Genomic DNA, 25,970 nt, shown 5'->3' with positions numbered 1-25,970 from the left:
TATGTGTTAGCGGGTCGGCGCCGCCGGACCGCTATCCTGTGCCGGGGCCGTTTTTTCCATATCGGAAGTCGCAGCCGGTGCAGGCACCTGATCAAGGATCGATGTTGGTGCGGTACGGGTATTGGTCAACAGGGCCAGACCAAGGCTTGTAATCATGAAGGCCGCAGCAAGAATTGCAGTCGTTCGGGTCAGAAGGTTCGCCGCACTGCGCGAACTCATGACACCAAAATTACCGCCGCCGCTATTGCCGCCGCCAATACCAAGCCCGCCGCCTTCACTGCGCTGAACCAGAATTACGGCAATCAAGCCGATCGCAAGAAGCAGGTGGATAACCAGAATGACAGTCTGCATGGCCTCAAAACTCTTGACTTGTAAATCCGGCGGCAACGATTTTGTTGCCGTACCGGGCAAAATTTGATGCGTGTTTAACGTGTTTTGAAACGGTTGGCTAGTCCGTATTTCGTACGTTTATAACCATAAATTCACAACCGCATGCAATAACGTCGTCCCTGCGACCGGCAGGAAAACACCATCTTTAATTTGTACGGGAAAATTCCCGGCGTCGAGCAAGAACGAACATCTTGCGCCGGGAACCCATTTTCACCGATCCCGCGTCAAATTGCAACATCCCCGCCTGCCTTTCGTGGCAAACAGGCAAATAAATTTGCCGAACGTCCATTCGCACAGGAAAACAGCTTACTTGTCACAAGTAATGCCAGTGCAATTACACCAGCACAACCTGCGCCCCTCGGGATCAGAAAAAACAACTGACAGTGATCAGTCGCAGCTATCGATGATCCCCCAGAAATCCTCGACCTTAAGGCTCGCCCCGCCCACAAGGGCCCCGTCAACATGATCAACCGCCAGCAATTCGGCCGCATTGGACGGTTTAACAGAACCACCGTAAAGAATACGAAAACCATCGGCGTCGCCAAAACGTTCTTTTAGCTTGCGTCGAATGGCGGCGTGCATTTCGGCAACATCTTCGACAGCCGCCGTCCGTCCGGTACCAATGGCCCAAACTGGTTCATAGGCTATTACGGTATTTTCGGCATTTGCCCCCTTGGGCAAGGAAACATCCATCTGCCCGCACACAACAGAAATAGCCGCCCCAAGGTCGCGTTCCTGCTCCGTTTCGCCCACACAAACAACAGCAATCAGCCCGGCATCATGGGCGGCAATGGTTTTCTGACGGATGACGGTTGAGCTTTCACCGTGATCGGCACGACGTTCCGAATGGCCCAAAATAACATGGCTGGCACCAATGTCGGCCAGCATGGATGCAGCGATATCGCCAGTATGCGCGCCATTTTTGTCAAAATGGCAATCCTGCCCGCCCGCATGAATATCACAATGACCAAGGACTCCCACCACGTCAGCCAGCAAGGTAGCCGGCGGACACAATAATATATCGCAAACCGGTTTTTGCGCCGCAGACGACAATTTGGCTGCAAGGCCACTGGCCAGCGCCAAACCATCAGCACGCAAGCAGTTCATTTTCCAGTTACCGGCAATTAACGGACGACGACCTGACATTGAATTTTTCCTTTTTTTAACCGGTGATGCGACAAAGCCCGGTATTATGGGACGGACGCCTTATTCGCAACATCAGAACCGAAGAGTTATAAAACGTTTCCTGCCCGTGTTTTAGCATGTGAGAACATCCGGGCCAACCCCGGTTGGAGGCCCTTGCCACAGCAATTGAAACGGCTTATGCAATCGGGTGTTGCCGCCCTATCCTCTCCCCATTAAGATGCGCCACCGATCCGCACGGTTTTTCCCGGTTACCGGGACCGTTTTGGCATGAAAAGTTGCCGGCCAACTGGCGCCGGTCCGACGCAACGAATTGTTAGGCTACTGAATATGCTATCTGGCATTCGCACATTTTCGAAATCCATCTTTGCCAAAGTTCTGTTTGGCATCATCGCGATCAGCTTTGTCGCATGGGGGCTTAATGCCTCGATGTTGAGCCTTGGCAATTCCCGCGAAGTCGCCGAAGTCGGCAGCCAGTCTATCAGTCCTGCCGAACTGGACCGCGCCTTCAAACGCAATATCGATAAAATGCGCCGGGTTTTCGGCCCTGGCTTTGATCAGCAGCAAGCCATTCAGATGGGGCTTCTGAACAATACGGTTCAGGGTCTGGTGTCTCAAAAACTGCTGGAAGAAAATGCAAGGGACATGGGCATCGGTATTAGCGATGACAAAGTTCGCGACAACATTTTCAATAATAAAAGTTTCAAGGATGAAACGACCGGCCAGTTTGACCGTCAAAAATTCCTGCAAATCCTGTATCAAAACGGATATAGCGAGCCGGAATTCATCGAAGGCATGCGAAGTGACCTGATGAGCCAGCAGGTTGTTGGTAGCCTGAGCGCCGCCAGCACCCCGCCGTCACCGTTGGTTAAAGCCATTGCGGCCTATCGCAATGAAGACCGCAGCGGACGTTTCATTACGTTGGGCGATGATGACATTGCCGCAATAGAAACCCCGTCTGACGATGTTTTAAAAAAATTTCATGACGATCATAGCGGCCAGTTTACCGCCCCGGAAACCCGTAACGCGACACTGGCCTTGTTGACGGTTGATCACCTTGCACAAACTATGGACGTTACCGACGACGAAGTGCTTGATGCCTATAACCAGCGGATTGGCGAGTTTCAAACCCCGGAAAAACGTGCCGTAGAACAAATTCTGTTTGCGCCGAACGACAAGGAAAGTGCATCGGAAGCCTATAAAGCACTTCAGGGCGGCGAAGACTTTATGAAAGTCGCAACCGAGCAGGCAGGCATGAAAGAATCGGTTGTCAAACTTGGCGAATTCACCAAGGACAACATGCTTCCTGATCTGCGCGATACAGTATTTGGCTTGCCTGAAGGTGGGTATTCCGAACCAGTTGAAACGGCTCTTGGCTGGCACATCATGCGCGTAACATCAATCACCCCGGCCCACGAACAAAGCCTGGATGAAGTTCGCGAACAGGTTGAAAATGGCGTAAAACGCCAAAAAGCCGAAGATCAGATTTTTGATATTGCTGCCCAGCTTGACGATGAGTTGGGTGCGGGTACGTCCTTAAAAGATGCCGCAGCAAAAGTGAATGCGCAGCTATTTACCCTTACCGACATTAAAAAAGGTCAGGATCTGGGACAGGGCATTGTTGACAGTAAGGAAATCAATTCGAAAATTTACGAATTGAACGAAGGCGACGAAAGCTTTCTGGAAGAAACCCAGAATGGCAACCGTTATGTCGTCAGCGTAACCAAGGTTACCCCGTCAGCAGTGCAACCGTTCGACGACGTGCGCGATGCCGTTGAAACGGCCTGGAAGGCTGACGAAAAACAACGCCTGCTGGGCGAAAAAGCCGATGCCCTTGCCGCCCGTATCAATGATCAGGGGGCAAAAATTGATGACATTGCTGCCGAACTTGATAACAGCATCGACGATACCGGCATGACCAAACGCGATGGTCGTGGTTTGTCGGCCGATGCCAACCCCGCCATTGCCGGTGCGCTGTTTAACCTTGCACAGGGCAAGGCACAGTCGGTTGTCGGGGAAAACGGTGTTTCGGTTGTTGTTCTCGACACCATCAAACCTGCCGGTGACACCACTGGCAAAGACGACCCGATTGTTTCGGAACTGCAAGACAGCCTGGATCAGGATATCGTTTCGCAATATCTGGACTATTTGCGCGATGACATTTCCATCAGCCTGAATAATGGCGTTGTAAACGGGCTGTATGCCCAAAACGCCCCAGCCAACTAGGCAGGACAACCTATGTGGGGCGATCCGGTAACCGGATCGCCCTTTTTTCATTCCAGTTACTTTTACGTTTGGTTTTGATCGGATTGCGTCATGGACATCAAACCGGATTTCGCAAGCTTTGCCCGCAACCATGAAAATGGCATTGCGCAGGTTGTTTACACATCCCTTACCGCCGATCTTGACACGCCGGTATCAGCATTTCTGAAATTGGCCGAAGGCCTTCCCAATACCTATTTACTTGAATCGGTTGAAGGCGGCGCCAGCCGTGGCCGCTATTCGTTTATCGGTTTCAAACCGGACCTGATCTGGCGGTGCTTTGGGGACAAGGCAGAAATCAACCGCCGGGTTATGGCAGATGCGGATGCCTTTATTGCCCAGGACGAAAAACCGCTGGATGCCCTGAAATCCCTGATTTCCGAAAGCCATATCAACCTGCCCGATCATTTACCCCCCATGAGCGCAGGCCTGGTTGGTTATATGGGCTATGACACCGTTCGACTGATGGAAAAGCTGCCCGACAACAACCCTGATAATCTTGATGTTCCGGACGGAATTTTCATCCGCCCGACCGTCACAGCCAGCTTTGACACCATTGCAGATACTGTCACAGTGGTAACGCCTGTACGCCCGGAATCCGGTATTGATGCCGCCGCAGCCTATGACCTGGCATGTGCGCGTCTAAACGATGTAGTGCAGCACTTTCAGCGTAATCTGTTTATCGATCGTCGATCCCGCACCGTTCCTCAGGATCTGCCTGAACCGCAAGTAAGCGTTGATGAAGCCGGTTATTACGACATGGTCGAAAAGGCCAAGGAATATATCCGGGCTGGCGACATTTTTCAGGTCGTTCTGTCACAACGCTATTCCCTACCCTACCAATTGCCGCCCTTCGCGTTTTACCGTGCGTTGCGACGCATTAACCCCTCGCCCTTCATGTTCTATCTTGATATAGGCGGTTTTCAGGTGGTTGGTGCCAGCCCGGAAATTCTTGTCCGCCTGCGCGATGGGGAAGTCACCATTCGCCCTATTGCCGGCACCCGCAAACGAGGCAAAAACTCCGAAGAAGACAAAGCGCTGGCCAAAGACCTGCTTGACGACCCCAAGGAACGGTCCGAACACCTGATGCTGCTGGATCTGGGGCGCAATGATGTGGGCCGGGTATCACAACCGGGCACCGTCCGTGTTACTGACCGCGAAACCATCGAATATTATTCTCATGTCATGCATATTGTTTCAAACGTGGTCGGTCAGATAGACCCGCAATATGATGCGATGGATGCCCTGAAAGCAGGATTTCCGGCTGGTACCGTTTCCGGCGCGCCCAAAGTCCGGGCCATGGAAATCATTGATGAGCTGGAGCCGGTGCGACGTGGCATTTATGCCGGATGTATCGGTTATATTTCGGCTGATGGATCAATGGATACCTGCATTGCCCTTCGCACCGCCGTCATCAAGGATGAAGTGATTCATATTCAGGCCGGTGCAGGGATTGTTGTTGATAGCAAACCCGACATGGAACATCAGGAATGCCGAAACAAGGCCGGAGCCCTGATGGCCGCGTGCCGCGAGGCCCATCGATTTGCCTGACCCTTGAAAAAAGCCTGAAAAACCAAAAACGGGAGCCCCCTTTTTGCGGCTCCCGTTTTTTATTTGCTCAGCTGTTAAAAACCAAATTGTGCTGTCAGCCGGTCACTTTAACACCTGTACGACGAACAATATCGGTGGCAGGCACAAAGATAAACCCTGCGGCCTGCATTTTGGGAATCCATTTGGTCAAGGCTTCCAGCGTCAGATCACGGGGATGACCAATAGCAACGGCATAGCCACGTTTGCTGGCAACATGTTCAACACGATCCAGCATTGCCGAAATTTTGCCGGCATCATCGGCATCATCAATAAACACATCGCGCTCAATAGCGGGAACGCTGTATTTCCCGGCTTCCTGATACCCGACGGATTTTGCGCTTGTCCGCGAGTCTAAAAACATTAACCCTCGCGATTTCATCACCTGCATGACAACGGCCATGCGTTCGGGGTCCGACGTAAATTTACTGCCCATATGGTTGTTAACGCCAACATAACCGGTAAAACGGTCCAGCATCCATGTCATTTCGTTCAGGATCGCGACCTTGTCATAGCTGGTTAAAAGTGCGTGTGGCCCCGGGTCAACCGTTCGTGATGTCGGTTCCATTGGCATATGCAGCAAAATTTCATGGCCGCGTTTGCGCGCAGTTGCCACCTGTTCAGGCAAATGGGTTGCATAAGGTAAATATGAAATCGTAATTGGCCCCGGCAACTCTGCCGCTCGTTCGGTTCTCGGTTTATCGATCCCGGCGTCATCTATGACAATCGCAATAACTGGTGCGGAACCGGTATCGGGTACATGAGTGGCAAATTTTTGCCATGCCAGTTCGGTGTTCGCCGGCGGTTCTGCATGCGGCAAAGGTTCAGGATTAAGCTTTGGTATTGATCCAACATTTGGCGACGGATTAGGCCTGGGCTGCGGCAAGGCATCCGGTTCGGTTTTATCAATGTCCTCCGGCGTTCTTTCCACCATATATCCGGGCCGGTTTGGTGCATCATATCCCTTGGAAAAATCCATTTTTGGCGGCTTTGATGTCTGCCGCTCCGGTGGATTCGGTTGTGTTGACGACCCTGACGACAAATCACTCACTGCCTTGTGGGCTGCGCGGTCAAGCTCCAGCATACTGCCTGCGGCAATCATTGCTGAAACAGCTCCGGCCACCATCGCGGCCCCTAACATAAGCCGTCGAAAATCGCCGGGCTTTTTCACCGTTTTCTTCCGGGTTTGTGCTTTGCCACGTGTCGCTGGCTTTTTCTTTTTTGCCGGTGTTGAGCGCCGTGCCACGCCGTATCTCCAATCCATGAAATTTCGGGTCTTGATGCCCATAATAACGCAAAGCACGTCTGCCTGTGATAAGGCAAACGAACTACCAGATCGATCCTGGCGGGGTATTCTTACCTGATCTGTGGTTAGCAGCCTGTTAAAGGCTGAAAATCCGTACCGCTATCGCTTGACGTAGCGGCAATGCCGTTTATTCTCGCCCGGTCTGAAACACAGGAAGTCCCGGGACCACGATGTATCTGCTCATCGACAATTATGACAGCTTCACATTTAATTTGTGGCATTTTTTACGTGAACTTGGCCCTGAGGTCAAAGTGGTCCGCAACGATGAAATCAGCGTTGCCGATGCCCTTGCCTTGCGCCCGGAAGGAATTGTGATTTCCCCCGGCCCATGTGACCCGCAACAGGCGGGCATCTGTGTCGAGCTGATCAAACAGGCTGCCGGGCAGATAAAACTGTTGGGTGTTTGCCTTGGCCATCAGGCCATTGGCGCAGCATTTGGCGGCGACGTTGTACGTGCGCCCCAATGTATGCATGGCAAAACCGATGGAATGATCCACACTGGATCCAGTGTTTTCAAAGGCTTGCCTTCGCCAGTTATTGCAACACGTTACCACTCGCTGGTTGTTGACCGGGCGACATTACCTGATTGCCTGGAAATTACCGCCGAAAGTGCGGATGGATTAATTATGGGAATGCGCCATCGCGATCATGAAATTCACGGTGTTCAATTCCACCCTGAAAGCATCGCATCCGAGCATGGCCACGAACTTTTGAAAAATTTTATTGATTTCTCCGCCGCCTGAAGTGTTCGGCGCCAACAAAAAAAGGGAACATTCCATGTCAACGGAACATGATCTCAAACCGACACTGGCCAAAGTTGCCACTGGCGCCACCCTAAGCGAGCAGGAAGCCGAACAAGCCTTTGACGTTTTAATGTCAGGTCAGGCAACACCGTCGCAGATGGGGGCGTTTTTAATGGCATTGCGGCTGCGCGGTGAAACCATTGATGAAATCACCGGGGCGGCCCGTGTCATGCGCGCCAAAGCCACCGGCTTAACTGCTGCCCCCGATGCGGTCGACACCTGTGGCACCGGTGGCGACGGTAGCGGCACCTATAACATATCGACAGGTGCGGCAATTGTGGCTGCCGCTTGCGGCGCCAAAGTTGCCAAACATGGCAACCGGGCGGCCTCTTCCAAGTCCGGCTCGGCCGATGTATTGGCTGCATTGGGGGTTAATCTGGATGCCGATATGAGCCTTCTGGAAAAATCGCTGAAGGAAATCAATCTTTGCTTCATGATGGCCCCTCGCCACCATTCAGCCGTGCGTCATGTGATGCCAACCCGGGTGGAAATGGGGACCCGTACCATTTTTAACCTGCTAGGCCCCTTAGCCAACCCGGCCAAAACAAAACATCAGGTGATTGGCGTTTTCGCCCGGGACTGGGTAGAACCGATTGCCCATGTGCTGAACCGCCTGGGTTCGGAACATGCATGGGTGGTGCATGGCGATAGCGGGCTTGACGAAATTTCAGTCACCGGACCAACCTTTGTCGCCGAAGTCAAGGACGGCAAGGTTACAACTTTTGACATTGATCCGGCTGATTATGGCATCGCCCTTGCCTCGCTTGATGACCTTAAAGGTGGGGATGCCGAAACAAATGCTGCCGCCATTCGCAATTTACTGGCCGGGCAAAAAAATGCCTATCGCGACATTGTGCTGTTAAACGCGGCGGCAGCCCTTGTTGTGACCGGCAAAACCAAAGACCTTACCGATGGCATTGCACAGGCCCGCGCGGCAATTGACAACGGCAAGGCCGCGCAAACGCTGGAACTGCTTGTGAAAATCTCGAACGAAGGAAACGCGGCATGAGCGATGTTCTCGACCGTATCTGTAACGACAAACGCGATCACGTTGCCGCCTGTAAAGCTAAAATGCCGCTTTCCACGCTTGAAGCCGCTGCCGCCGCACAATCCGCGCCGCGCGGTTTTATTGCATCGCTCGAGGCATCAATTGCCGCAGGTCGTTATGGACTGATTGCCGAAATAAAAAAAGCATCCCCGTCAAAAGGCCTGATCCGCGAAGATTTTAATCCGCCCGCCCTTGCCCAGGCCTATCAGGCTGGCGGGGCAAGCTGCCTGTCTGTCCTAACCGATATTCCCTATTTTCAAGGGGACGATTCCTACCTGGTCGCAGCACGTGCTGCCGTCGACCTGCCTGTTCTGCGCAAGGATTTCATGATTGATCCCTATCAGGTTACCGAAGCCCGCGCGCTGGGCGCAGACTGCATTTTGCTGATCATGGCCGCCCTTGATGATATACAAGCAGCCGAGCTTGAAGACCAGTCCCATCAGTTGGGAATGGATGTTTTGATCGAGGTTCATAACGCACCGGAACTTGAACGCGCCCTTAACCTAAAATCAAAACTTATCGGCATAAACAACCGAAATTTAAAGACTTTGGAAGTATCCCTTACCACAACCGAACAACTGGCTGCGATGGTAGACAAGGACCGGTTACTGGTTGCCGAGAGCGGAATTTTCACCCCGGACGATCTGGCCCGCATGGGCAAAGTCGGGGCAAAATGCTTTCTTATTGGCGAAAGCCTGATGCGCCAGAATGATGTCAAACTTGCAACTCAAACCCTTTTGGCAAAACCGGCATGACGAACAAACTAACCCACTTTGACGATGGTGGTAATGCCGTGATGGTGGATGTTTCCGCAAAGGACGTAACAACCCGCACGGCAACGGCCAAAGGTCGCGTTACCATGCAACAGACAACTGCTGATCTGATTGCACGCCATGGCCATAAAAAGGGTGATGTCCTCGCCATTTCCCAGCTTGCCGGAATAATGGGGGCAAAACGCACCGCGGATCTTATTCCGCTGTGCCATCCCCTGCCCTTGGACTCGGTTTTAGTTACGCTAGCTTTGGCCGAACATGAAAGTGCTGTTGATATTACAGCAACCTGTAAAACATCGGGCCGCACAGGCGTTGAAATGGAGGCCCTGACAGCGGTTTCGATCACCGCCCTTACCGTTTTTGACATGTGCAAAGCCGTTGATAAAACCATGCAGCTCACCAATATTCGGGTGGTTTACAAAGAAGGTGGCAAATCAGGCACCTTTACCGCAGACTGATTGCCACCTTCCCCGGTAGCAAGCATTAGGCGCATTTGGCCCGGAAAAGTCATTTCGCTGCCTTTAACCACATAAAACGTGTGGAAAAGGTATGAGAGCACGTTAGATGCTTGACCCCAAACCGGAACCAAAGTAGAACATTAACGTATTCGATTTGTTCTTATTTGGGTTCGGGAAAACGCCATGCTGACGCGCAAGCAATATGAATTGCTGGTCTATATCGACAATCATCTTCGCGATCATGGTATCTCGCCATCATTCGACGAGATGAAAGAAGCGCTAAGCCTTAAATCCAAATCGGGCATTCATCGTTTGATCACCGGCCTTGAAGAACGCGGTTTTATCCGCCGGCTTGCACATCGCGCGCGCGCCCTTGAAGTTCTTCGCCTGCCCGACAATAACGAAGACGATGCACCCGCAACGGCCACCACAGCCCGTGTTACGCCAATAACATCGGCGCGCAAAACCACTCATCGGCCTGCCATGGTGCCATCGGCCTTTTCCGAAATACAGGAAAGTGTCTCTCTTCCGTTATTTGGCCGTATTGCTGCAGGCACGCCGATCGAAGCCCTGCGTGATCAAAGCACACATGTTCAGGTGCCTGCCGCCCTTTTGGGAACAGGCGAACATTATGCGCTTGAAGTTTCGGGTGACTCAATGATCGAAGCCGGCATTCTTGACGGTGATACTGTTCTGATTCAGCGCTGTGAACAGGCCAACGATGGTACCATTGTTGTCGCATTGGTTGATGACAGCGAAGCCACGCTTAAACGGTTTAAACGCGGTTTGGGGCAAATTCTGCTTGAGCCTGCCAATGCGCGTTACGAAACCCGTTCGTTAACACCGGACCGCGTACAAATTCAGGGCCGCCTTGTTGGTCTTTTACGCCAATATTAAGGGGTAATCTACCCGCGCAACCAGTTTACAGGCATGCCTTTTTCTCGCAAACGAACGGCAAGTTAACGTCCGCCAATGCTGATCCAGGGCCAATAACCGCTTGTGTCACGAACTGTTCTATACATTGCTGGCTCTCCTTTTACCGGTAAAAAGGCGGCCGCTCCACCTTGCCACCACAAAACATCATCATCAATAATCAAGGGTCGTGTTTTGCAGGCTCCTATCGGAAAATCCTGCTTCAGGACCACAATAATGTCTGCATGTCGGCAAATATAAAAAGGATCGTCAATTGTCTCGGCAATGACAATCCTTTGTCCATGTCGTTCAAACCAGCAAACGGATTCCCCACAGCGATCTGTTTGCATCACTGCCTTTGAAGGATTAATACCGAAGCGTGACATCCAGATACTGCGATGGAAGCTGCTGATTTTACCATTAAAAACAAGTGTGCCGTTCACAGGATTACGGATAACCCAGTCCTTTTGACTGCCCCCGACCAGAATATCTGGCTGGTATACAAAAAACATTGTGCCAATCGCCCCCAGCACCGGCACCATTGCCAATCCCCGGACCGGCCATTTACGCCAAATCACCCCCCAAAGCAAAGCCAGCAATATCGGGGCGACCACCATTGCCGAAGGCCGGGCCACATACCAAAGCCCCCAATCCTGCCCCGCAACCAGGCGGGCCAGATGGATCAAAATCTCCAGCGCCGGAGATAATATTGTTAGCGGCACCACCTCCAGCCCGAAGGGCATAAAAACTAGCGTCGCGACAATGCAGGGCATAATCCATAACGCCATCAGGGGGATCGCCACCAGATTTGCCAACACACCAAGCAACGAAACACGCCCGAAATGAAACCCGATAATCGGCGCCGTAATTGCAGTCACCATGACCCCGGTAATCAGCAGCAACCCAAAATACCGCCCTGCCCGCTCCCAGGCGGCCACATCCCTGCCTGTCGCCATCCATTTGGTCCCTGGCCCCTGATAAAAGGCAACCAGCACTGTAACGGCCGCAAATGACAACTGAAAGCTGGCCCCCAAGACCGCATCAGGCCGCACAACCATAACCACCAGCGCCGCAATTGCCACCAGACGAAGCGATATGGCGCGCCGGTCCACAAGTACGGCAAATAAAACAATTGCCGTCATCACAAAGGCGCGCTGGGTGGGCACCGTTGCCCCGGACAAAAGCAAATAAAGCGCCCCAACCATAAAACCGGCCACTGCAGACCATTTTTTGATCGGATATCGCAAGGCGATAGCGGGGATCATAGACAGCACCAGCCGGGAAACGAAAAACACGACCCCGCATAAAAGACCCATATGCAGGCCTGAAATCGCCAGCAAATGCGCCAGCCCCGATTTCCGCAAGTCTTCCGCCAGTTCCGGCGGCACGCCGCCGCGTTCCCCTACCAGAATGGCATTAGCCAACCCCGCTTGAAGTTCGGGCAGAGTCTCATTAATACGCGCCATGATGGCCAGGCGTAGCCGTCCTGTAGCTTCTAACAGACTGATGCCAGCCCTGTTTTTCGGTTCTATTTGATAATTGCGCCCAAGAGCAAAACCGGTACCGCCGATCCCGTCAAAATAAAGGGCACGTGCAAAATCCGGATCGCCAGGTGTTTCGGGCACGCCAAGCGGAAAAAGTTTTGCCTTGCCCGAAAAAATATCCCCGGGAACAGCATGAATTGCACCTTGCAACGAAATCCGTATTTTCGCCGGAACATCCGCATTTTTTATACCGTCAATTAATGACGGTGCAATAACCAGTCTGGTGCGCCCATCACGGGGCTCGACCGACACGATATCACCAATCAACGACGCAGTATAAACCGGTTTTTTAAGAGTCGGCGCCTGCACCAGATACAAATGGAACTGTACCAGGGACGCGCCGGCAAATGTCGCAAACAGCATTAAAACAGTAAAAAAGGGAATAATGCGCTGCCGACTCAGCCACAACCCAAAAGCTGATGCAATGAGGCCCGCGACCAAATACGCAGCAAAAGGTCGCGCATGAAGCGAAAGAAATATCGCCTGCCCCAACCCAAAGAACATGGCAAAGGACAAAATCCACTTTTCACGGTCATCGGCCAGTGCTGTTGCAATATGATTACAAACAACCTTAAAGCCTTGAAAAAAAGTAATTTGTCGCCATCTTATTCGACGAATGTTTAATAGTATAGCGTGCCTCGGGCTTTTATCTATCATCGGCTGTGGTGCAACAGCATTCCGAATATGATATAGCGTGCACGCCAAAAGTCTTAACGATAAGCGACAACATCCAGAAAAAACGGATAAAGCGAATGACGGTTGTTACCCGTTTTGCCCCGTCTCCGACCGGGTTCCTGCATATTGGCGGCGCACGTACCGCCCTTTATAACTGGCTTTATGCCAAACATACCGGTGGCAAATTTTTGCTGCGGATCGAAGATACCGACCGGGAACGCTCGACCCCGGAAGCCGTCGAGGCGATTTTTGCAGGCCTTGACTGGCTTGGGCTGAACGCTGACGAAGAACCGGTCATGCAGTTTGCCCGCCGTGAGCGCCACGCCGAAGTTGCGCATAGCCTGGTTGAATCTGGCAAAGCCTATTTTTGTTATAGTTCACCAGCTGAACTGACCGAAATGCGTGAAAAAGCCCGCGCTGAAGGCCGGCCCATGAAATATGATGGCCGCTGGCGTGATCGTGATGCGAGCGAAGCCCCCGAAGGTATTAAACCTGTCGTGCGCCTCAAATCACCATTGGAAGGTGATTCAGTTATTATCGACCAGGTTCAGGGTGAAGTAAGGGTGGCGAACGACCAACTCGACGACTATATCATCCTGCGTGCCGATGGCACCCCCACCTATATGCTTTCTGTTGTGGTCGACGACCACGACATGGGCATTACCCATGTTATTCGCGGTGATGATCACTTGACCAATGCCTTTCGCCAAAAAGCGCTGTATGACGCTATGGGCTGGGATGTCCCGACATTCGCTCATATTCCGCTGATTCACGGCCCTGATGGTGCCAAACTGTCCAAACGGCATGGCGCCCTTGGTATCGAAGCATATCGCGATGAAATGGGCTTTCTGCCCGAAGCTATCAACAATTATCTGCTGCGTCTGGGGTGGGGTCATGGCGATGATGAAGTCATTTCTGCCGAACAGGCCATTGAATGGTTTGATATTGCCGATGTCGGCAAGGGCGCATCGCGCTTTGACTTCGCAAAACTGACCAATCTGAACGGTATTTATATACGTCAGGCTGATAATGCTCGCCTTGTGGATCTGATCGAACCTGCCATTGCAGCTGAACTTGGTGTGCGCAATTTAGATGCAGTGCAGAAAGAAACCTTGATCAAGGGCATGTCAGGCCTTAAAGAAAGAGCCAAGATCCTTACCGAGTTGGCTCAATCAGCCACTTTCTATGTCACAGACGGCGTATTGTCCTTCAATGACAAGGCACAGTCATTGATCGACGAGGCTCCCGCCGGATTATTTGCTGCATTAGCGAATGACCTGGCCGGGCTCGATACATGGCACGAAGAAGCCATCGAGACTGTTGTCAAGCAGATCGCACAAAGCAAGGACTTGAAACTGGGCAAGGTTGCCCAGCCCTTGCGCGCTGCTTTGACAGGCTCCAATTCTTCACCGGGCATTTTTGAAGTAATGCAGGTGCTCGGAAAACCCGAAACGCTGAACCGTCTTAAAAAATTTGAGGCGGCATAACAGCACCAAAAAAGCATCGGGAAACTATAGTCTGTTTGCGCTTTGTGCGCTGCGGCATTATGCTGCACCCAATCGAAAACCATGTTCGTTAACAGGGAAGGAAAAAAGTCATGGCTCAAAATTCCAAGACTTCCCATACCGTGACGCTAACCGACAATTCCAACGGCAAGTCGTATGAGCTTCCGGTTCTTGAGGGAAATATTGGACCGTCGGTCATTGATATCCGCAAACTGTATGCTGATACCGGTTACTTCACCTATGACCCCGGCTTCACCTCGACTGGCAGCTGTGAATCAACCATCACCTATATTGACGGTGACAAGGGTATTCTGCGCCATCGCGGTTACGCCATTGATGATCTGGCTGAAAAAGCTGACTTCCTTGAAGTTTGCTATCTGCTGATCTACGGCGAACTGCCCAACAAGGCAGAACGCGACAAATTCAGTGCTGACATCACCATGCACACCATGGTGCATGAGCAGATGCGCAATTTCTATAACGGCTTCCGCCGCGATGCCCACCCGATGGCCATCATGTGCGGGTCTGTCGGTGCCATGTCTGCGTTTTATCATGACAGCACCGACATCAGCGATCCGAACCAGCGCCTGATTTCGGCTTACCGCCTGATCGCAAAAATGCCGACCATTGCGGCAATGGCCTATAAATACTCGATCGGTCAGCCGTTCCAGTATCCGAACAACGCCCTGTCATATTCAGAAAACTTCCTGGCAATGATGTTTGGCGTTCCGTGCGAAAAATATAACGTCAATCCGGTTCTGGCCAAAGCAATGGATCGCATCCTGATCCTCCATGCTGACCATGAACAGAATGCGTCGACCTCGACCGTTCGTTTGGCCGGTTCTTCAGGTGCGAACCCGTTTGCATGTATTGCTGCCGGTATTGCCTCGCTTTGGGGTCCGGCACATGGTGGTGCGAACGAAGCCGTTCTGAAAATGTTGAACCAGATCGGTGATGTTAAAAACATTCCTGATTTTGTTAACAAAGCCAAAGACAAGAACGATCCGTTCCGTCTGATGGGCTTTGGTCACCGGGTTTATAAAAACTACGACCCGCGCGCCAAGGTTATGCAGGCGACCTGCCATGAAGTTCTTAAGGAACTTAATGTCCAGGATCCGCTTCTTGACGTTGCACAGGAACTTGAACGCATCGCACGCGAAGACGAATATTTCGTCGAAAAGAAACTGTACCCGAATGTCGATTTCTATTCGGGCATCATTTTCAAAGCGATGGGCATCCCTGAAAGCATGTTCACTGTTCTGTTCGCAGTCGCCCGTACGGTTGGCTGGATCGCCCAGTGGAAAGAAATGATCGAAGATCCTTCTCAGAAAATCGGTCGTCCGCGTCAGCTGTTCACCGGCGATGTGGAACGCGAATTCAAAGAAGTGGACGCACGTTAATAACGGCGTTCATAAAACAAAAAGGCCCGGAGAAATCCGGGCCTTTTTGCGTTATTTATCAGATTATTGAAATTACCAGCTGCCGGTATTTTCCATACTGGCCCACGGTTCAGCCGGCGCAAGAGCATCACCTTGCTGCAAAAACTCGATCGAGATACCATCGGGCGAGCGAACAAAAGCCATGCGCCCGTCGCGCGGCGGACGATTAATTACAACACCGGCATCCATCAGCTTCTGGCAGAGGCCATAAATATCTTCGACTTCATAGGCAAGATGGCCAAAATTACGTCCGCCAGAATACTCTTCCGGGTCCCAATTATATGTCAGCTCCAATTCGGGCATCTTGTTTGCCTTGGCACTGGGAACATCATGCGGCGGTGCCAGGTAAATCAGGGTGAACCGGCCCTTCTCGCTTTCGATGCGGCGGGTTTCTTCCATCCCCAGCAAATTGCAATAAAAATTCATCGACGCATCAATATCGGTGACACGCACCATCGTATGCAAATAACGCATTAAAACTCTCCGATTATGTCTTGTTGAATGCGGGAAAGCTAAAACAATTCGACTGGCTTGAGAACAGCGAAGTTGTAAAACTTTTTCACATCATCAACGGAACATAACGTTGTGTCTTTCAGCGGTGTGCGCTTGCGACCTGCAAAACAACCGATGCAGCCTTGTCACTGGGTGGTTCCTGACCAAAACCCAGCAACGTCGTTGCTTCATCAAACCCGGCCTGTTGCGTTGTCCTGTCCGGACCTTCCATGATCAGGGCGGTCATCGCAGCGTAAAGCCTGTCTGGCGTGCAATCTTCCTGCAAATATTCAGGCACCAGCTTACGCCCCAGAACAAGATTAATAATCGTAACGGTATCGACCTTTAACAGTCGACGGGCGATCCATGCGCTGGTTGGGCTAACGCGATAACCAATGATATGTGGAACGCCAACAATGCCCAGCTCCAAAGAAACCGTACCAGAAGCCGCCAAAGCCGCATGCGCAGAGCTAAACGCATCGCGCCTCTCCTGGTCGGTCGAAACGACAATCCCTTTACCTGGCCATTCTAAAACCGCTTGCCGGACAACATCTTCGACCTTGCTAACAGTTGGTACGACAAAGGCATAATCAGGATGGTCACGATGAAGCCTGGTGACCACCTCTCTAAAGACCGGCAACAAACGGCCGACTTCGGAATGCCGACTGCCCGGCAGAATGGCAATCACTTTCTGATGCTCGTCAAGGCCATGGGTTGTACGAAAACGCTGTGCGTCCCCGCCATGTCGTTCTTCAACTGCTGAATGACCGATAAAGGTGGTTGCCAGCCCTTCTTTTTCAAAATAGGGCGGTTCAAACGGAAGAAGAGCCAGCAAATGGTCCAGAAACTTTGCAATCTTGCGTGCCCGGCCCGGCCGCCACGCCCAGACCGACGGGGCGACATAATGCACCAGCGGTATGCCCTTGTTCGCCAGCCGCTTGCCAACCCGAAAACTGAAATCGGGGGCGTCAATGGTTACGACAATGTCAGGCCGTTCTAACAGGGCGAAATCAGCTGTCTCGCGAATCCGGCGCAACAATCGCGGAATATGCGGGATTATTTCAGCAAGCCCCATAACCGACATTTCATTCATCGAAAACAGGCTTTGCATGCCTTCGCCAATCATGCGAGGACCACCAACACCAATAAACGTTGCCGCCGGATTTTGTCGTTTGATCGCTGCCATCAAACGACCGCCCAATTGATCCCCGGATGCCTCGCCAGCCACCAGCATAATCTTCACCGGGTTATGGCGGGCCCCGTCTGTCGCACGTGCCTGTGAAGATGCGGAATCGAGGGTCGGCGGCACCACGTTATTTGTCATGGTCAGATCCATCTGGCAGGGAAAGGCCGACAAGAAACATGCCGTAACGGTCTGCAAGTGCAATCACTGCTTCACGATCGATAATCATGGTGCCACCGGCAAACAGGGCAATACCGGAAAGCCCTGCCTGATAGGCTTGCTCAACCGTCGTAACGCCGATGGCAGGCAGATCAAGGCGTTGATCCTGTTGGGGCTTGCTGGATTTAACCAAAACCCCGCCAGGGCCCGGTCGCGCATATTCGGCCGAGCGACGAATCATTTCATCAGTGCCTTCAATCGCCTCTACTGCAAGCACCAGACCCTGTTGAACAATACAGCCCTGCCCGACATCAGCCTGACCTAAAATACGGGCAATTTCCAATCCGCGACGGGCATCAGCCCTTGATTGATCATCCGGCGAAACAGCACCCAAAACACCTACAGGTGTCACCAGATCCCGCATAATTTCGTGCGCGCCGATCAACCGAAAACCGTCACGTTCCAGTTCCTGTCCAACGATGCGCAGCAAACCGTCATCACCAAGCGATTTCAGGCCAATTCGAGCCAAAATTTTTGCCGCCCGCAAATCTGGCCGAATAGATGCAAAAGACGGGCGTTGCACCTTGCCTGCCAACACAACATCCACACATCCATGCGCCCTGAGTTGGCCTAGAATTTTTGATGCAGCCCCCAAACGAACAATTTCGTAAGGAGCGCCCAAAGCTTCAGGTGTTTCACAGTGCCCTTCAAGGGCAACAACGAACACCGCCCGCCCCGACGCTTTTGCTGCGTCGACAAGGCGGGCGGGTAAATCACCACCACCAGCGATCAGGCCAATTTTACCCTGCTGAACTGTCATATTTCGGTGTACAAACCGAGCGCGTGCTCTCGGCTTTCAAAAAATTGATAATTTCCATAACCGGACCGACCTCGGCAAAGTCCTTCGCGACTTCCTCAACCCGTTCGGCAAGTGTGCCCTCGTGGGCGAAAACCAGTCGATAGGCCTTGCGCAAGGAATGAATGGTTTCACGGTCAAACCCGCGCCGTTTTAAACCAACAATATTCAACCCGGAAAGATAGGCGCGGTTGCCAATGACCGAGCCGTAGGGAATAACGTCGCTTTCAACCCCGGTCATTCCACCGATCATGGCATGACGACCGATTCGAACAAACTGATGTACAGCTGACAAGCCGCCGACAATGGCGAAATCATCAACATGCACATGTCCGGCCAAGGTGGCATTGTTCACTAAAATGCAATGATCGCCGATCATACAATCATGACCAACATGCGCACCAGCCATCAACAGGCAATCATTCCCAACTGAGGTCAGCATCCCGCCACCTTCCGTGCCAGGGTTCAAAGTTGCCCCTTCACGAATTTTGGTACGGCTGCCAATCACCAGACGCGATGCTTCACCCTTGAATTTCAGGTCTTGCGGGGCATGCCCGACCGAAGCGAATGGAAAAACAACACCGTCTTCCCCAATCGTCGTATGCCCGGCAACGACAACATGCGAATGCAGTTTAACCCGATCACCCAGAACAACCGACGCACCGACCATGCAATAAGGGCCGATTTCGACATCCTGACCGATCTGCGCACCGTCTTCGACAATTGCTGTCGGATGCACGTTTGTCATCATCAATTATCCCGGATCATCGCAGCAATCGTTGCTTCGGCAACCACTGCTCCGTCTACACGAACTTCACTTTCGAATTTCCACACCGGGCCGCGGCTTTGTTTTTTGCGAACATGAATATGCATCACATCACCCGGCACAACCGGCTTGCGAAAACGCGCACTATCGATGCTCATAAAATAAACCAGCTTGCCTTCGGCATTCTCACCCAGCGTATGAACAACCAGGATTGCTGCCGTCTGCGCCATGCTTTCAATGATCAAGACACCCGGCATAATCGGCTGTTGCGGAAAATGACCGGTAAATTGCGGTTCATTCATCGTCACATTTTTAATGCCGACAGCCGCTACATCCGCTTCGATATCAATGACCTTGTCGATCAGCAGGAACGGATAACGATGCGGAATCATCTCCAGAATGCGCTGGATATCAACATTTACCAATTCGGTCATAAACAGTGCCCTTATTTCTTTTTTCGTATCAGCCGCGATAAAGCAACCGTCTGTTTGTGATATTCCATCATCGGGACCGCCGGGCTCCCACCTACAACGTCGCCCGGTTTCATGTCCTTCATAACACCGGCCTGTGCGGCAATTTTCGCGCCATCGCCCAATGTCAGATGTCCGGTAATTCCGGCCTGCCCGCCTGCAACAACAAAATGTCCCAGTTTGGTTGAACCGGAAATACCAACCTGTGCCACGATAACGCAGCCCATACCCATTTCAACGTTATGGCCGATTTGCACCAGATTGTCGATACGACAACCATTGCCAATAATCGTATCAGGCCCTGCACCACGGTCGATTGTGGCATTGGCACCAATTTCTACATCATTGCCTATTACCACACGGCCAAGTTGCGGAACTTTTAAATGCCCCTGTTGGCCCATGGCAAACCCGAAACCGTCCTGCCCAATACGGGCGCCGGAATGGATAATGCACAAATTTCCAACCAAAGTGTGGGTCAGTGCTGCCCCCGGGCCGATATAACACCCCGCGCCAATGACAACACCGCGCCCGATCACGGCATTTGCCGAAATCCGCGTACCCGCGCCAATTTCGGCGCCTTCCTCGATCACAGCACCAGGATCGATCTGAACATTTTCGCCGATACGAGCCGATGCGTGAACATAAGCCGCCTCGGATATATCGCCATTCGCAGGCTCGGCAGGGTAAAACGCAGTCGCCGCTTTGGCGTAAGCACGGTAAGGATCATCGCTGGTGAAAACCAGCATCCCTTTAGGCGCGCGATCAGCGAACTCGGGGCGGCAAAAACAGGCACCGGCCTTGCTTGCAACAAAGGCGTCGACATATTTGCGATTATCGAAAAAGCTCAGGCAGGTTTCGTCTGCCACTTGCAAAGGTGCCACATCAACAAAAGACCGGCTCTCGCCGGTCGTTTGTACAAGCGTCGCACCGGAAATACGAGCAATTTCCGCCGCGTCGAATGGCCCTTTGCGTTTAAAAAAACGCGGATCTGCCATCAGGACGCTTCCTTGAATTCAACGGTCAAAGACGGGATGGCGGCATTGATCTTTTCAAAGATCTCTTTGGTCGCATCCATCGCATTGGCATGCAAGATCACCTGGCTTTTATGCAAAACCAGTGTCGCCTTCCGTTCCTCGGCAACGTCAGCAATAATTTCAATCAGCTTCTTTTGAAACTTGATCCGTGCCTCATTTACCGCTTCATCCAAGACTTTGTTACGGCCCTGGGCGAACTTCTGAAATTCAGCAACTTTCTTCTGAAATTCTGCACGTTTTTGCTGCAAAACATCTGCGCTTAGCAAAGTACGTTGCTGGGCAAGCTTCTGGTCTTCGTCACGCAACGCCTGTTGGCGTTTTTCGATTTCTGTCTGATAGGAATCACGGCGTTTTTCCACCTGCTTACGCATATCCTGCATAGCAGAGGCTTCACGCATGATGCCTTCAAAATCGACGATCATGACAATCGCAGTCGTTTCCTGTTTGGTATCAGCCGCCTGGGCCTGCGCTTGCAGCCCCAGACCTGTCACCATCAGGAAGACCAAAAAAAGTCGTTGGGCGGTTTTCATCATATACATCAGAATCTGGTTCCGAAGTTCAAGCGGAACACTTCCTCTTTGTCATAATCTTCTTTGAGCACAGCCTGCGAAAGGTCGACACCAATCGGGCCAAACGGCGATTCCCAGCCTACCCCAACACCAACAGACCCACGAAGCGACCCCGTATCATAAATCTCGCCTGACCGATCGCCATCAACCCCCGATGCCGAGCCAAAGTCCGAGAAAATACGTCCTTTAAGCGCAAATTCAGACGGCAAGCCTAACGGGAAATCAAGCTGCACAGTACCGGCATAATAGAACTTGCCGCCGACAGCATCATCACTGGCTTTGTCACGCGGCCCAACACCCCCGGCCGAGAAACCACGCAAGCTGGAGCCGCCAAGCAGGAACCGTTGCGAAATACGCGTATCCTTGCCGATCCCGAAAATATAGCCCGAGGATCCCTTGGTGCTAAGCACCCATTCTTTCTGACGATCCAGCGGATAGTAATACCCACCGGAAATACGGGATTTCAAATAACGTTCCGAGCCGCCAAAACCAGCCAGATCGTTAGACACCTGGGCAAAATAACCATCTTTTGGTGAAACCGAACTGTCCCGCTGATCATAGGTCAGCGTTTGTCCGATGGTCGATTCACTAAATTCAGGGTCTTCTTCGCGCAGCAAACGCGATGCGTTCGAATCAACATCCGAATATTTGTCCAGTTCAAACCCGTAGCGGGCCTGCTGGCTTAAATGTTCGGTGAAATTATATCCCGCACGCAAACCAAAACCGGTCTGTTCTTCATCATACGAGCTTTCGTCCTGGTTATCGTCTTCCCGACGGAAAATATCAAACCCGGCACTCACGTCACGATCAAGGAAGTACGGTTCGGTAAAGGAAAGGTCGATCTGGCGGCTGCTGCCACCAACGGTGAAACCAAGACGCAAATCCTGCCCGCGTCCCAAAAGGTTACGTTCACGAATACCGGCCTGACCAAACGGCCCCTGGTCCGTACCATAACCGGCACCAATCGAGAACTCGCCTGTCGATTTTTCATCCACGTCAACTTCAACCACCGACTTGTCGGGCTCACTGCCCGGCAGGGTTTTGACATCAACATTTTTGAAAAAATTCAGGTTCTCAACACGCTGGCGTGAACGGTTCAGTTTGGAACTGCTAAATGCATCGCCTTCGACAAAGCGGAACTCGCGGCGGACCACTTCGTCCAGCGTACGAACATTACCAACAATATCAATACGTTCAACATAGACCTTCGGGCCTTTGGTGATGTTAAACGTCACATTGATCGTATTGGTTTCGCGGTCGCGTTTGATTTCCGGCTTGATATCGACAAAAGCATAACCCCGGTCCCCGACATAATCGGTGAGGGATTTGATCATGTCGTCGACAACTTCGGAATTATACCAGTCGCCGTTTTCAACCTTGATCAACGGCGTCAATTCGCTGACATCCAGTTTATCAATTTCCGAATTAATCTTGATGTCACCAAACTTGTAACGTTCACCTTCATTCACAGTATAGGTGATGAAAAAGTCGGAACGGTCCGGTGTTAATTCCGCAACCGAAGACAAAACCTGGAAATCAGCGTAACCGGCAGCCAGATAGAAACGGCGCAACAATTCGCGGTCAAAGGTAACCCGGTCAGGGTCGTAGTTGTCATCGGATGTCAGAATTTTCCACCAGGCACTGGTGGTAGTACGAATCACACCTGAAAGTTCGCTATCATCAAATGCCGAGTTCCCGACAAAATTGATACGACGAACGCCAGTTGCCTCGCCTTCCTTGATTTCAAACACCAGATCAACGCGATTCTGATCGCGCTGAATAACCTTCGGATTCACGGTCGCGGCAAAACGGCCCGACCGGCGATACAAATCCAGAATACGTTGAACGTCGGCCTGCACCTTGGTACGGGTATAAACCACACGCGGTTTAAGCTGTACTTCCGTGGTCAGCGCGTCGTCCTTGAGGTGATTGTTCCCCTCGAACGCGATGCGGTTAATGATCGGGTTTTCAACAACCTTCACCTTCATCACGCCGTCATTATATGAAATGGAAACGTCAGCGAACAAATCGGTGGCAAACAGCGCCTTAAGCGATTCGTTGATTTTTTGCGGGTCATACGGATCACCCGTACGCACCTTAAGATACGCATCCACCGTACCGGTTTCGATACGATTGTTACCTTCTACGCGGATCTGCGTGATGGTGGGATAGTTCTGAGCCAGTGCTTCCACAGGCAAGAATGCTGGAGTAGCGGCGCCCGCAAGGGCCACCATCATCGCAGCAGTTCGCATTTTACGCAGCAAAACCAACCCCCTGATATATGCAGTCATCCGCCAGCCAGGCCTTTAAAAAAATTCCATACGCCAAGATGCGACAGATCATTCCATGTTGCAAAAATGATTAAGCTGAATACCAAACCCGCGCCCAGACGGAAACCATATTCTTGCGCTTTCGCACTCATTGGTTTTCCGCGCAAGGCTTCGATCAGATAAAACACCAGATGTCCGCCATCCAAAAGCGGCACCGGCATCAAATTAATCAGGCCAAGGCTAACAGATAGATATCCCATAAATGACAGAAGCGGCGCGATACCGCCTTCGGCAACCTGTCCCGACATTTGCGCTATCCGGATCGGGCCGCCAAGCTCGGAACTATCGCGTTCACCGGCAATCATTTCACCGATTGCGCCAAATGTTTGCGTGACAATTCCAAAAGTCGTCGAAACGCCATGTCCGACAGCATCAAAAATACCGTCGCGTTGCGCAACAAAATCGCCGGCGGAGACACCAAGCCTGCCATACGTGATCGCGTTTGGTCCCTCGCCTTCGCTAACAGCTTGCGGGGTTGCCATCACATCAATGGTTTTGCCATCGCGCATCACCGTCAGGTCAACACTTTGACCCGGTTTTTGTCTAATTTGCACCGAAAGTTCGTCAAACCATTCAATTTTCTGGCCGTCCACGGCAACAATCCGGTCTTTGGGTAACAACCCAGCCGATGCAGCTGCGCTACCGTCAGTAACCGTTCCAACCACTGGCAAGGCACGTTGCTGACCTACAGCGGCAAATAAAACGGTGAAAATGACAATCGCGAAAATAAAATTGGCAAAAGGACCCGCAAACACAATGGCGGCGCGCGCCAAAAGGCCTTTATGATGAAAGGCATATTGCCGGTCTTCCGCAGGCAGGTCATCCCGGATGCCCGCGCTGGCCGGGTTCATGTCACCATACATCTTGACATAACCGCCCAGCGGCAAGGCACTAATTTTCCAGCGTGTCCCACTTTTATCGTTCCAGCCGACGATTTCCGGCCCAAAACCGATGGAAAAAGACTCAACTTTTACCCCGGCCTTGATCGCGACCCAGTAATGCCCAAACTCGTGGACAAATACCAGAACGGACAACACAAAAAGAAACGACAGGATAGTGACCATCAGGTAGGATTCCTCGAATTGTTCGGGGCCTTTAAAGGCATAGTCGTTCAATCATGTCTTTAGTCAAACGCCGCGCAAGATCATCTGTCGCGAACACATGATCAATATCGCTCAGTTTTTCATCAGCATGGGCGACCATAACTGCTTCGACCAGCTTTGTGATATCAAGAAAACCAATACGCCCTGCAAGAAACGCCGCAACAGCAACCTCGTTCGCAGCGTTAAGAACAATAGGCAGGGTCCCGCCTGCGCGCAAGGCTTCACGCGCCAATCTCAATGCGGGAAAACGTTCTTCATCGGGTGCTTCGAAACTAAACTGGCCGATAGCAGCGAAATCAAGCCGCGGCAACGCCAATGGCAGGCGTTCAGGCCACCCCAGTGCATAAGCAATGGGGGTGCGCATATCAGGCGTACCAAGCTGGGCCAGCACCGATCCATCCACATATTCTACCATGCTGTGAATGACTGATTGCGGATGCACCAGTATTTCAACCTTGCTTTCAGGCACGGGAAAAAGACGGCAAGCCTCGATAAGTTCAAGCCCCTTATTCATCATGGTGGCAGAATCGATTGAAATTTTTGCCCCCATGCTCCAGTTCGGATGAGCAAGCGCCTGTTCGCGGCTAACCGCGGCCATATCGCTTAACGACCACGTTCGAAACGGTCCGCCCGAAGCCGTGAGCAATATTCGTTCGATCCGGTCTGGCGCACGATCATCAAGGACCTGAAAAATTGCGCTATGTTCAGAATCGACAGGAATAATTGTGGCATTATAACGCCGCACTTCATCTGTCATCAATTCGCCCGCACAAACAAGAGTTTCCTTGTTGGCCAGGCCGATGACAGCGCCGCGGCGAACAGCGGCCAGTGTGGCACGTAATCCGGCCGCGCCGACAATGCCCGCAATAACAATATCCGAAGGACGACAGGCGGCTTCAATCAGGGCATTTTCCCCTGCCCCGGCTTCAATACCCGAACCGGCAAGTGCTACTTTTAAATCATTGAAAAGTGTTTCATCAGCGATAACTGCAAAACGGGCACCGAGCTTGACAGCCATTGATGCGAGTTCATCGACATTGCGATGCGCAGTTACCGCATCGACCCGGTAACGATCAGGGTGGGCCAGAACCACATCGGCAGTACTTTTACCGATCGAGCCCGTGACGCCCATAATACACACAGATTTCGTAACCGACATCCGG

The 25,970-nt window shown here is 52.0% G+C and carries 23 protein-coding genes; 9 read left to right on the top strand and 14 right to left on the bottom strand.

The genetic code is table 11. The features are described 5' to 3' along the window. Positions 1-6: 6 nt before the first annotated feature. On the bottom strand, positions 7-351 hold the full coding sequence (secG, locus tag J4E05_RS00835) for a preprotein translocase subunit SecG (protein WP_085583255.1): 345 nt from the start codon (positions 349-351) through the stop codon (positions 7-9). A gap of 426 nt (positions 352-777) precedes the next feature. Further along, positions 778-1,536 (bottom strand): triose-phosphate isomerase, encoded by a 759-nt coding sequence (tpiA, locus tag J4E05_RS00830; protein ID WP_349591720.1) that lies wholly within the window; start codon positions 1,534-1,536, stop codon positions 778-780. Between the two features lie 327 nt (positions 1,537-1,863). On the opposite strand from tpiA, the gene J4E05_RS00825 reads away from it, so the two are divergent. Beyond that, positions 1,864-3,759 carry a SurA N-terminal domain-containing protein gene (locus tag J4E05_RS00825; protein ID WP_349591718.1) on the top strand — a complete coding sequence of 632 codons (1,896 nt, stop codon included), beginning with the start codon at positions 1,864-1,866 and terminating at the stop codon, positions 3,757-3,759. A gap of 90 nt (positions 3,760-3,849) precedes the next feature. Beyond that, on the top strand, positions 3,850-5,346 hold the full coding sequence (trpE, locus tag J4E05_RS00820; RefSeq protein WP_349591716.1) for an anthranilate synthase component I: 1,497 nt from the start codon (positions 3,850-3,852) through the stop codon (positions 5,344-5,346). A gap of 94 nt (positions 5,347-5,440) precedes the next feature. On the opposite strand, the gene J4E05_RS00815 is transcribed toward trpE, so the two are convergent. Then, the gene (locus tag J4E05_RS00815; protein ID WP_349591714.1) at positions 5,441-6,553 is read right to left on the bottom strand and encodes a divergent polysaccharide deacetylase family protein; all 1,113 of its coding nucleotides are present in this window, start codon (positions 6,551-6,553) and stop codon (positions 5,441-5,443) included. A gap of 305 nt (positions 6,554-6,858) precedes the next feature. Between J4E05_RS00815 and J4E05_RS00810 the strand changes: the two genes are divergently transcribed. The 5 genes from J4E05_RS00810 to lexA all read left to right on the top strand — a co-directional run bounded on the left by J4E05_RS00810 (position 6,859) and on the right by lexA (position 10,667). After that, a complete protein-coding gene (locus J4E05_RS00810; protein WP_085595439.1) occupies positions 6,859-7,431 on the top strand; it encodes an anthranilate synthase component II in 573 nt (190 codons plus the stop codon). Positions 7,432-7,465: 34 nt separating this feature from the next. Continuing rightward, the gene (gene trpD, locus J4E05_RS00805; RefSeq protein ID WP_349591712.1) at positions 7,466-8,500 is read left to right on the top strand and encodes an anthranilate phosphoribosyltransferase; all 1,035 of its coding nucleotides are present in this window, start codon (positions 7,466-7,468) and stop codon (positions 8,498-8,500) included. Further along, complete coding sequence (trpC, locus tag J4E05_RS00800; protein WP_349591710.1) at positions 8,497-9,294, top strand: indole-3-glycerol phosphate synthase TrpC; 798 nt, start codon at positions 8,497-8,499, stop codon at positions 9,292-9,294. Before trpD ends, trpC begins: the two co-directional genes overlap by 4 nt. Continuing rightward, positions 9,291-9,770, top strand: a complete 480-nt coding sequence (moaC, locus tag J4E05_RS00795; protein ID WP_349591708.1) for a cyclic pyranopterin monophosphate synthase MoaC — start codon at positions 9,291-9,293, stop codon at positions 9,768-9,770. The genes trpC and moaC overlap by 4 nt, the downstream gene beginning before the upstream one ends. 183 nt (positions 9,771-9,953) lie before the next feature. Then, positions 9,954-10,667, top strand: coding sequence for a transcriptional repressor LexA (gene lexA / locus J4E05_RS00790; protein ID WP_349591706.1), 714 nt, complete (start codon positions 9,954-9,956; stop codon positions 10,665-10,667). A gap of 62 nt (positions 10,668-10,729) precedes the next feature. On the opposite strand, the gene J4E05_RS00785 is transcribed toward lexA, so the two are convergent. Beyond that, the gene (locus J4E05_RS00785; RefSeq protein ID WP_349591704.1) at positions 10,730-12,730 is read right to left on the bottom strand and encodes a ComEC/Rec2 family competence protein; all 2,001 of its coding nucleotides are present in this window, start codon (positions 12,728-12,730) and stop codon (positions 10,730-10,732) included. 248 nt (positions 12,731-12,978) lie between these two features. Here J4E05_RS00785 and gltX point away from each other — a divergent pair, with 248 nt between their 5' ends. Further along, positions 12,979-14,388: a glutamate--tRNA ligase gene (gene gltX / locus J4E05_RS00780; protein WP_349591702.1), complete on the top strand. Its 1,410-nt coding sequence runs from the start codon at positions 12,979-12,981 to the stop codon at positions 14,386-14,388. Between the two features lie 110 nt (positions 14,389-14,498). Further along, positions 14,499-15,806, top strand: a complete 1,308-nt coding sequence (locus J4E05_RS00775) for a citrate synthase (protein ID WP_085595425.1) — start codon at positions 14,499-14,501, stop codon at positions 15,804-15,806. A 72-nt stretch (positions 15,807-15,878) separates the two neighbouring features. On the opposite strand, the gene J4E05_RS00770 is transcribed toward J4E05_RS00775, so the two are convergent. The 10 genes from J4E05_RS00770 to J4E05_RS00725 form a co-directional block, all read right to left on the bottom strand. Then, complete coding sequence (locus J4E05_RS00770; protein ID WP_349591700.1) at positions 15,879-16,319, bottom strand: VOC family protein; 441 nt, start codon at positions 16,317-16,319, stop codon at positions 15,879-15,881. A 118-nt stretch (positions 16,320-16,437) separates the two neighbouring features. Next, positions 16,438-17,661, bottom strand: a complete 1,224-nt coding sequence (gene lpxB, locus J4E05_RS00765) for a lipid-A-disaccharide synthase (protein ID WP_349591698.1) — start codon at positions 17,659-17,661, stop codon at positions 16,438-16,440. Then, positions 17,651-18,499, bottom strand: a complete 849-nt coding sequence (locus tag J4E05_RS00760; protein WP_349591696.1) for an LpxI family protein — start codon at positions 18,497-18,499, stop codon at positions 17,651-17,653. Before J4E05_RS00760 ends, lpxB begins: the two co-directional genes overlap by 11 nt. Beyond that, a complete protein-coding gene (gene lpxA, locus J4E05_RS00755; RefSeq protein ID WP_349594609.1) occupies positions 18,480-19,283 on the bottom strand; it encodes an acyl-ACP--UDP-N-acetylglucosamine O-acyltransferase in 804 nt (267 codons plus the stop codon). Before lpxA ends, J4E05_RS00760 begins: the two co-directional genes overlap by 20 nt. Before the next feature lie 2 nt (positions 19,284-19,285). After that, positions 19,286-19,735, bottom strand: a complete 450-nt coding sequence (fabZ, locus tag J4E05_RS00750) for a 3-hydroxyacyl-ACP dehydratase FabZ (protein ID WP_349591694.1) — start codon at positions 19,733-19,735, stop codon at positions 19,286-19,288. Positions 19,736-19,746: 11 nt separating this feature from the next. Continuing rightward, a complete protein-coding gene (gene lpxD, locus J4E05_RS00745) occupies positions 19,747-20,766 on the bottom strand; it encodes a UDP-3-O-(3-hydroxymyristoyl)glucosamine N-acyltransferase (RefSeq protein WP_349591692.1) in 1,020 nt (339 codons plus the stop codon). Beyond that, positions 20,766-21,299, bottom strand: coding sequence for an OmpH/Skp family outer membrane protein (locus tag J4E05_RS00740; RefSeq protein WP_246832971.1), 534 nt, complete (start codon positions 21,297-21,299; stop codon positions 20,766-20,768). Before J4E05_RS00740 ends, lpxD begins: the two co-directional genes overlap by 1 nt. Positions 21,300-21,343: 44 nt before the next feature. Beyond that, positions 21,344-23,638, bottom strand: coding sequence for an outer membrane protein assembly factor BamA (bamA, locus tag J4E05_RS00735; RefSeq protein WP_246832970.1), 2,295 nt, complete (start codon positions 23,636-23,638; stop codon positions 21,344-21,346). Between the two features lie 23 nt (positions 23,639-23,661). After that, positions 23,662-24,819: an RIP metalloprotease RseP gene (gene rseP, locus J4E05_RS00730; protein WP_349591690.1), complete on the bottom strand. Its 1,158-nt coding sequence runs from the start codon at positions 24,817-24,819 to the stop codon at positions 23,662-23,664. Then, entirely contained in the window at positions 24,800-25,966 is a 1,167-nt protein-coding gene (locus J4E05_RS00725) for a 1-deoxy-D-xylulose-5-phosphate reductoisomerase (protein ID WP_349591688.1), read from the bottom strand. The genes rseP and J4E05_RS00725 overlap by 20 nt, the downstream gene beginning before the upstream one ends. Positions 25,967-25,970: the final 4 nt, after the last annotated feature.

Source organism: Thalassospira sp. NFXS8 (genome assembly GCF_040148805.1).
Lineage (GTDB): Bacteria > Pseudomonadota > Alphaproteobacteria > Rhodospirillales > Thalassospiraceae > Thalassospira.
Note: the sequence above shows the minus strand (reverse complement) of the source record. Positions and strands in the feature narration are given on the sequence as shown.

Excerpts from the sequence above, each read along its gene's own strand:
- secG (WP_085583255.1), bottom strand. The coding sequence starts at position 351 with ATGCAGACTGTCATTCTGGTTATCCACCTGCTTCTTGCGATCGGCTTG.
- tpiA (WP_349591720.1), bottom strand. The coding sequence starts at position 1,536 with ATGTCAGGTCGTCGTCCGTTAATTGCCGGTAACTGGAAAATGAACTGC.
- J4E05_RS00825 (WP_349591718.1), top strand. The coding sequence starts at position 1,864 with ATGCTATCTGGCATTCGCACATTTTCGAAATCCATCTTTGCCAAAGTT.
- trpE (WP_349591716.1), top strand. The coding sequence starts at position 3,850 with ATGGACATCAAACCGGATTTCGCAAGCTTTGCCCGCAACCATGAAAAT.
- J4E05_RS00810 (WP_085595439.1), top strand. The coding sequence starts at position 6,859 with ATGTATCTGCTCATCGACAATTATGACAGCTTCACATTTAATTTGTGG.
- trpD (WP_349591712.1), top strand. The coding sequence starts at position 7,466 with ATGTCAACGGAACATGATCTCAAACCGACACTGGCCAAAGTTGCCACT.
- trpC (WP_349591710.1), top strand. The coding sequence starts at position 8,497 with ATGAGCGATGTTCTCGACCGTATCTGTAACGACAAACGCGATCACGTT.
- moaC (WP_349591708.1), top strand. The coding sequence starts at position 9,291 with ATGACGAACAAACTAACCCACTTTGACGATGGTGGTAATGCCGTGATG.
- lexA (WP_349591706.1), top strand. The coding sequence starts at position 9,954 with ATGCTGACGCGCAAGCAATATGAATTGCTGGTCTATATCGACAATCAT.
- J4E05_RS00785 (WP_349591704.1), bottom strand. The coding sequence starts at position 12,730 with ATGTTCTTTGGGTTGGGGCAGGCGATATTTCTTTCGCTTCATGCGCGA.
- gltX (WP_349591702.1), top strand. The coding sequence starts at position 12,979 with ATGACGGTTGTTACCCGTTTTGCCCCGTCTCCGACCGGGTTCCTGCAT.
- J4E05_RS00775 (WP_085595425.1), top strand. The coding sequence starts at position 14,499 with ATGGCTCAAAATTCCAAGACTTCCCATACCGTGACGCTAACCGACAAT.
- J4E05_RS00770 (WP_349591700.1), bottom strand. The coding sequence starts at position 16,319 with ATGCGTTATTTGCATACGATGGTGCGTGTCACCGATATTGATGCGTCG.
- lpxB (WP_349591698.1), bottom strand. The coding sequence starts at position 17,661 with ATGACAAATAACGTGGTGCCGCCGACCCTCGATTCCGCATCTTCACAG.
- J4E05_RS00760 (WP_349591696.1), bottom strand. The coding sequence starts at position 18,499 with ATGACAGTTCAGCAGGGTAAAATTGGCCTGATCGCTGGTGGTGGTGAT.
- lpxA (WP_349594609.1), bottom strand. The coding sequence starts at position 19,283 with ATGACAAACGTGCATCCGACAGCAATTGTCGAAGACGGTGCGCAGATC.
- fabZ (WP_349591694.1), bottom strand. The coding sequence starts at position 19,735 with ATGACCGAATTGGTAAATGTTGATATCCAGCGCATTCTGGAGATGATT.
- lpxD (WP_349591692.1), bottom strand. The coding sequence starts at position 20,766 with ATGGCAGATCCGCGTTTTTTTAAACGCAAAGGGCCATTCGACGCGGCG.
- J4E05_RS00740 (WP_246832971.1), bottom strand. The coding sequence starts at position 21,299 with ATGGTGACAGGTCTGGGGCTGCAAGCGCAGGCCCAGGCGGCTGATACC.
- J4E05_RS00725 (WP_349591688.1), bottom strand. The coding sequence starts at position 25,966 with ATGTCGGTTACGAAATCTGTGTGTATTATGGGCGTCACGGGCTCGATC.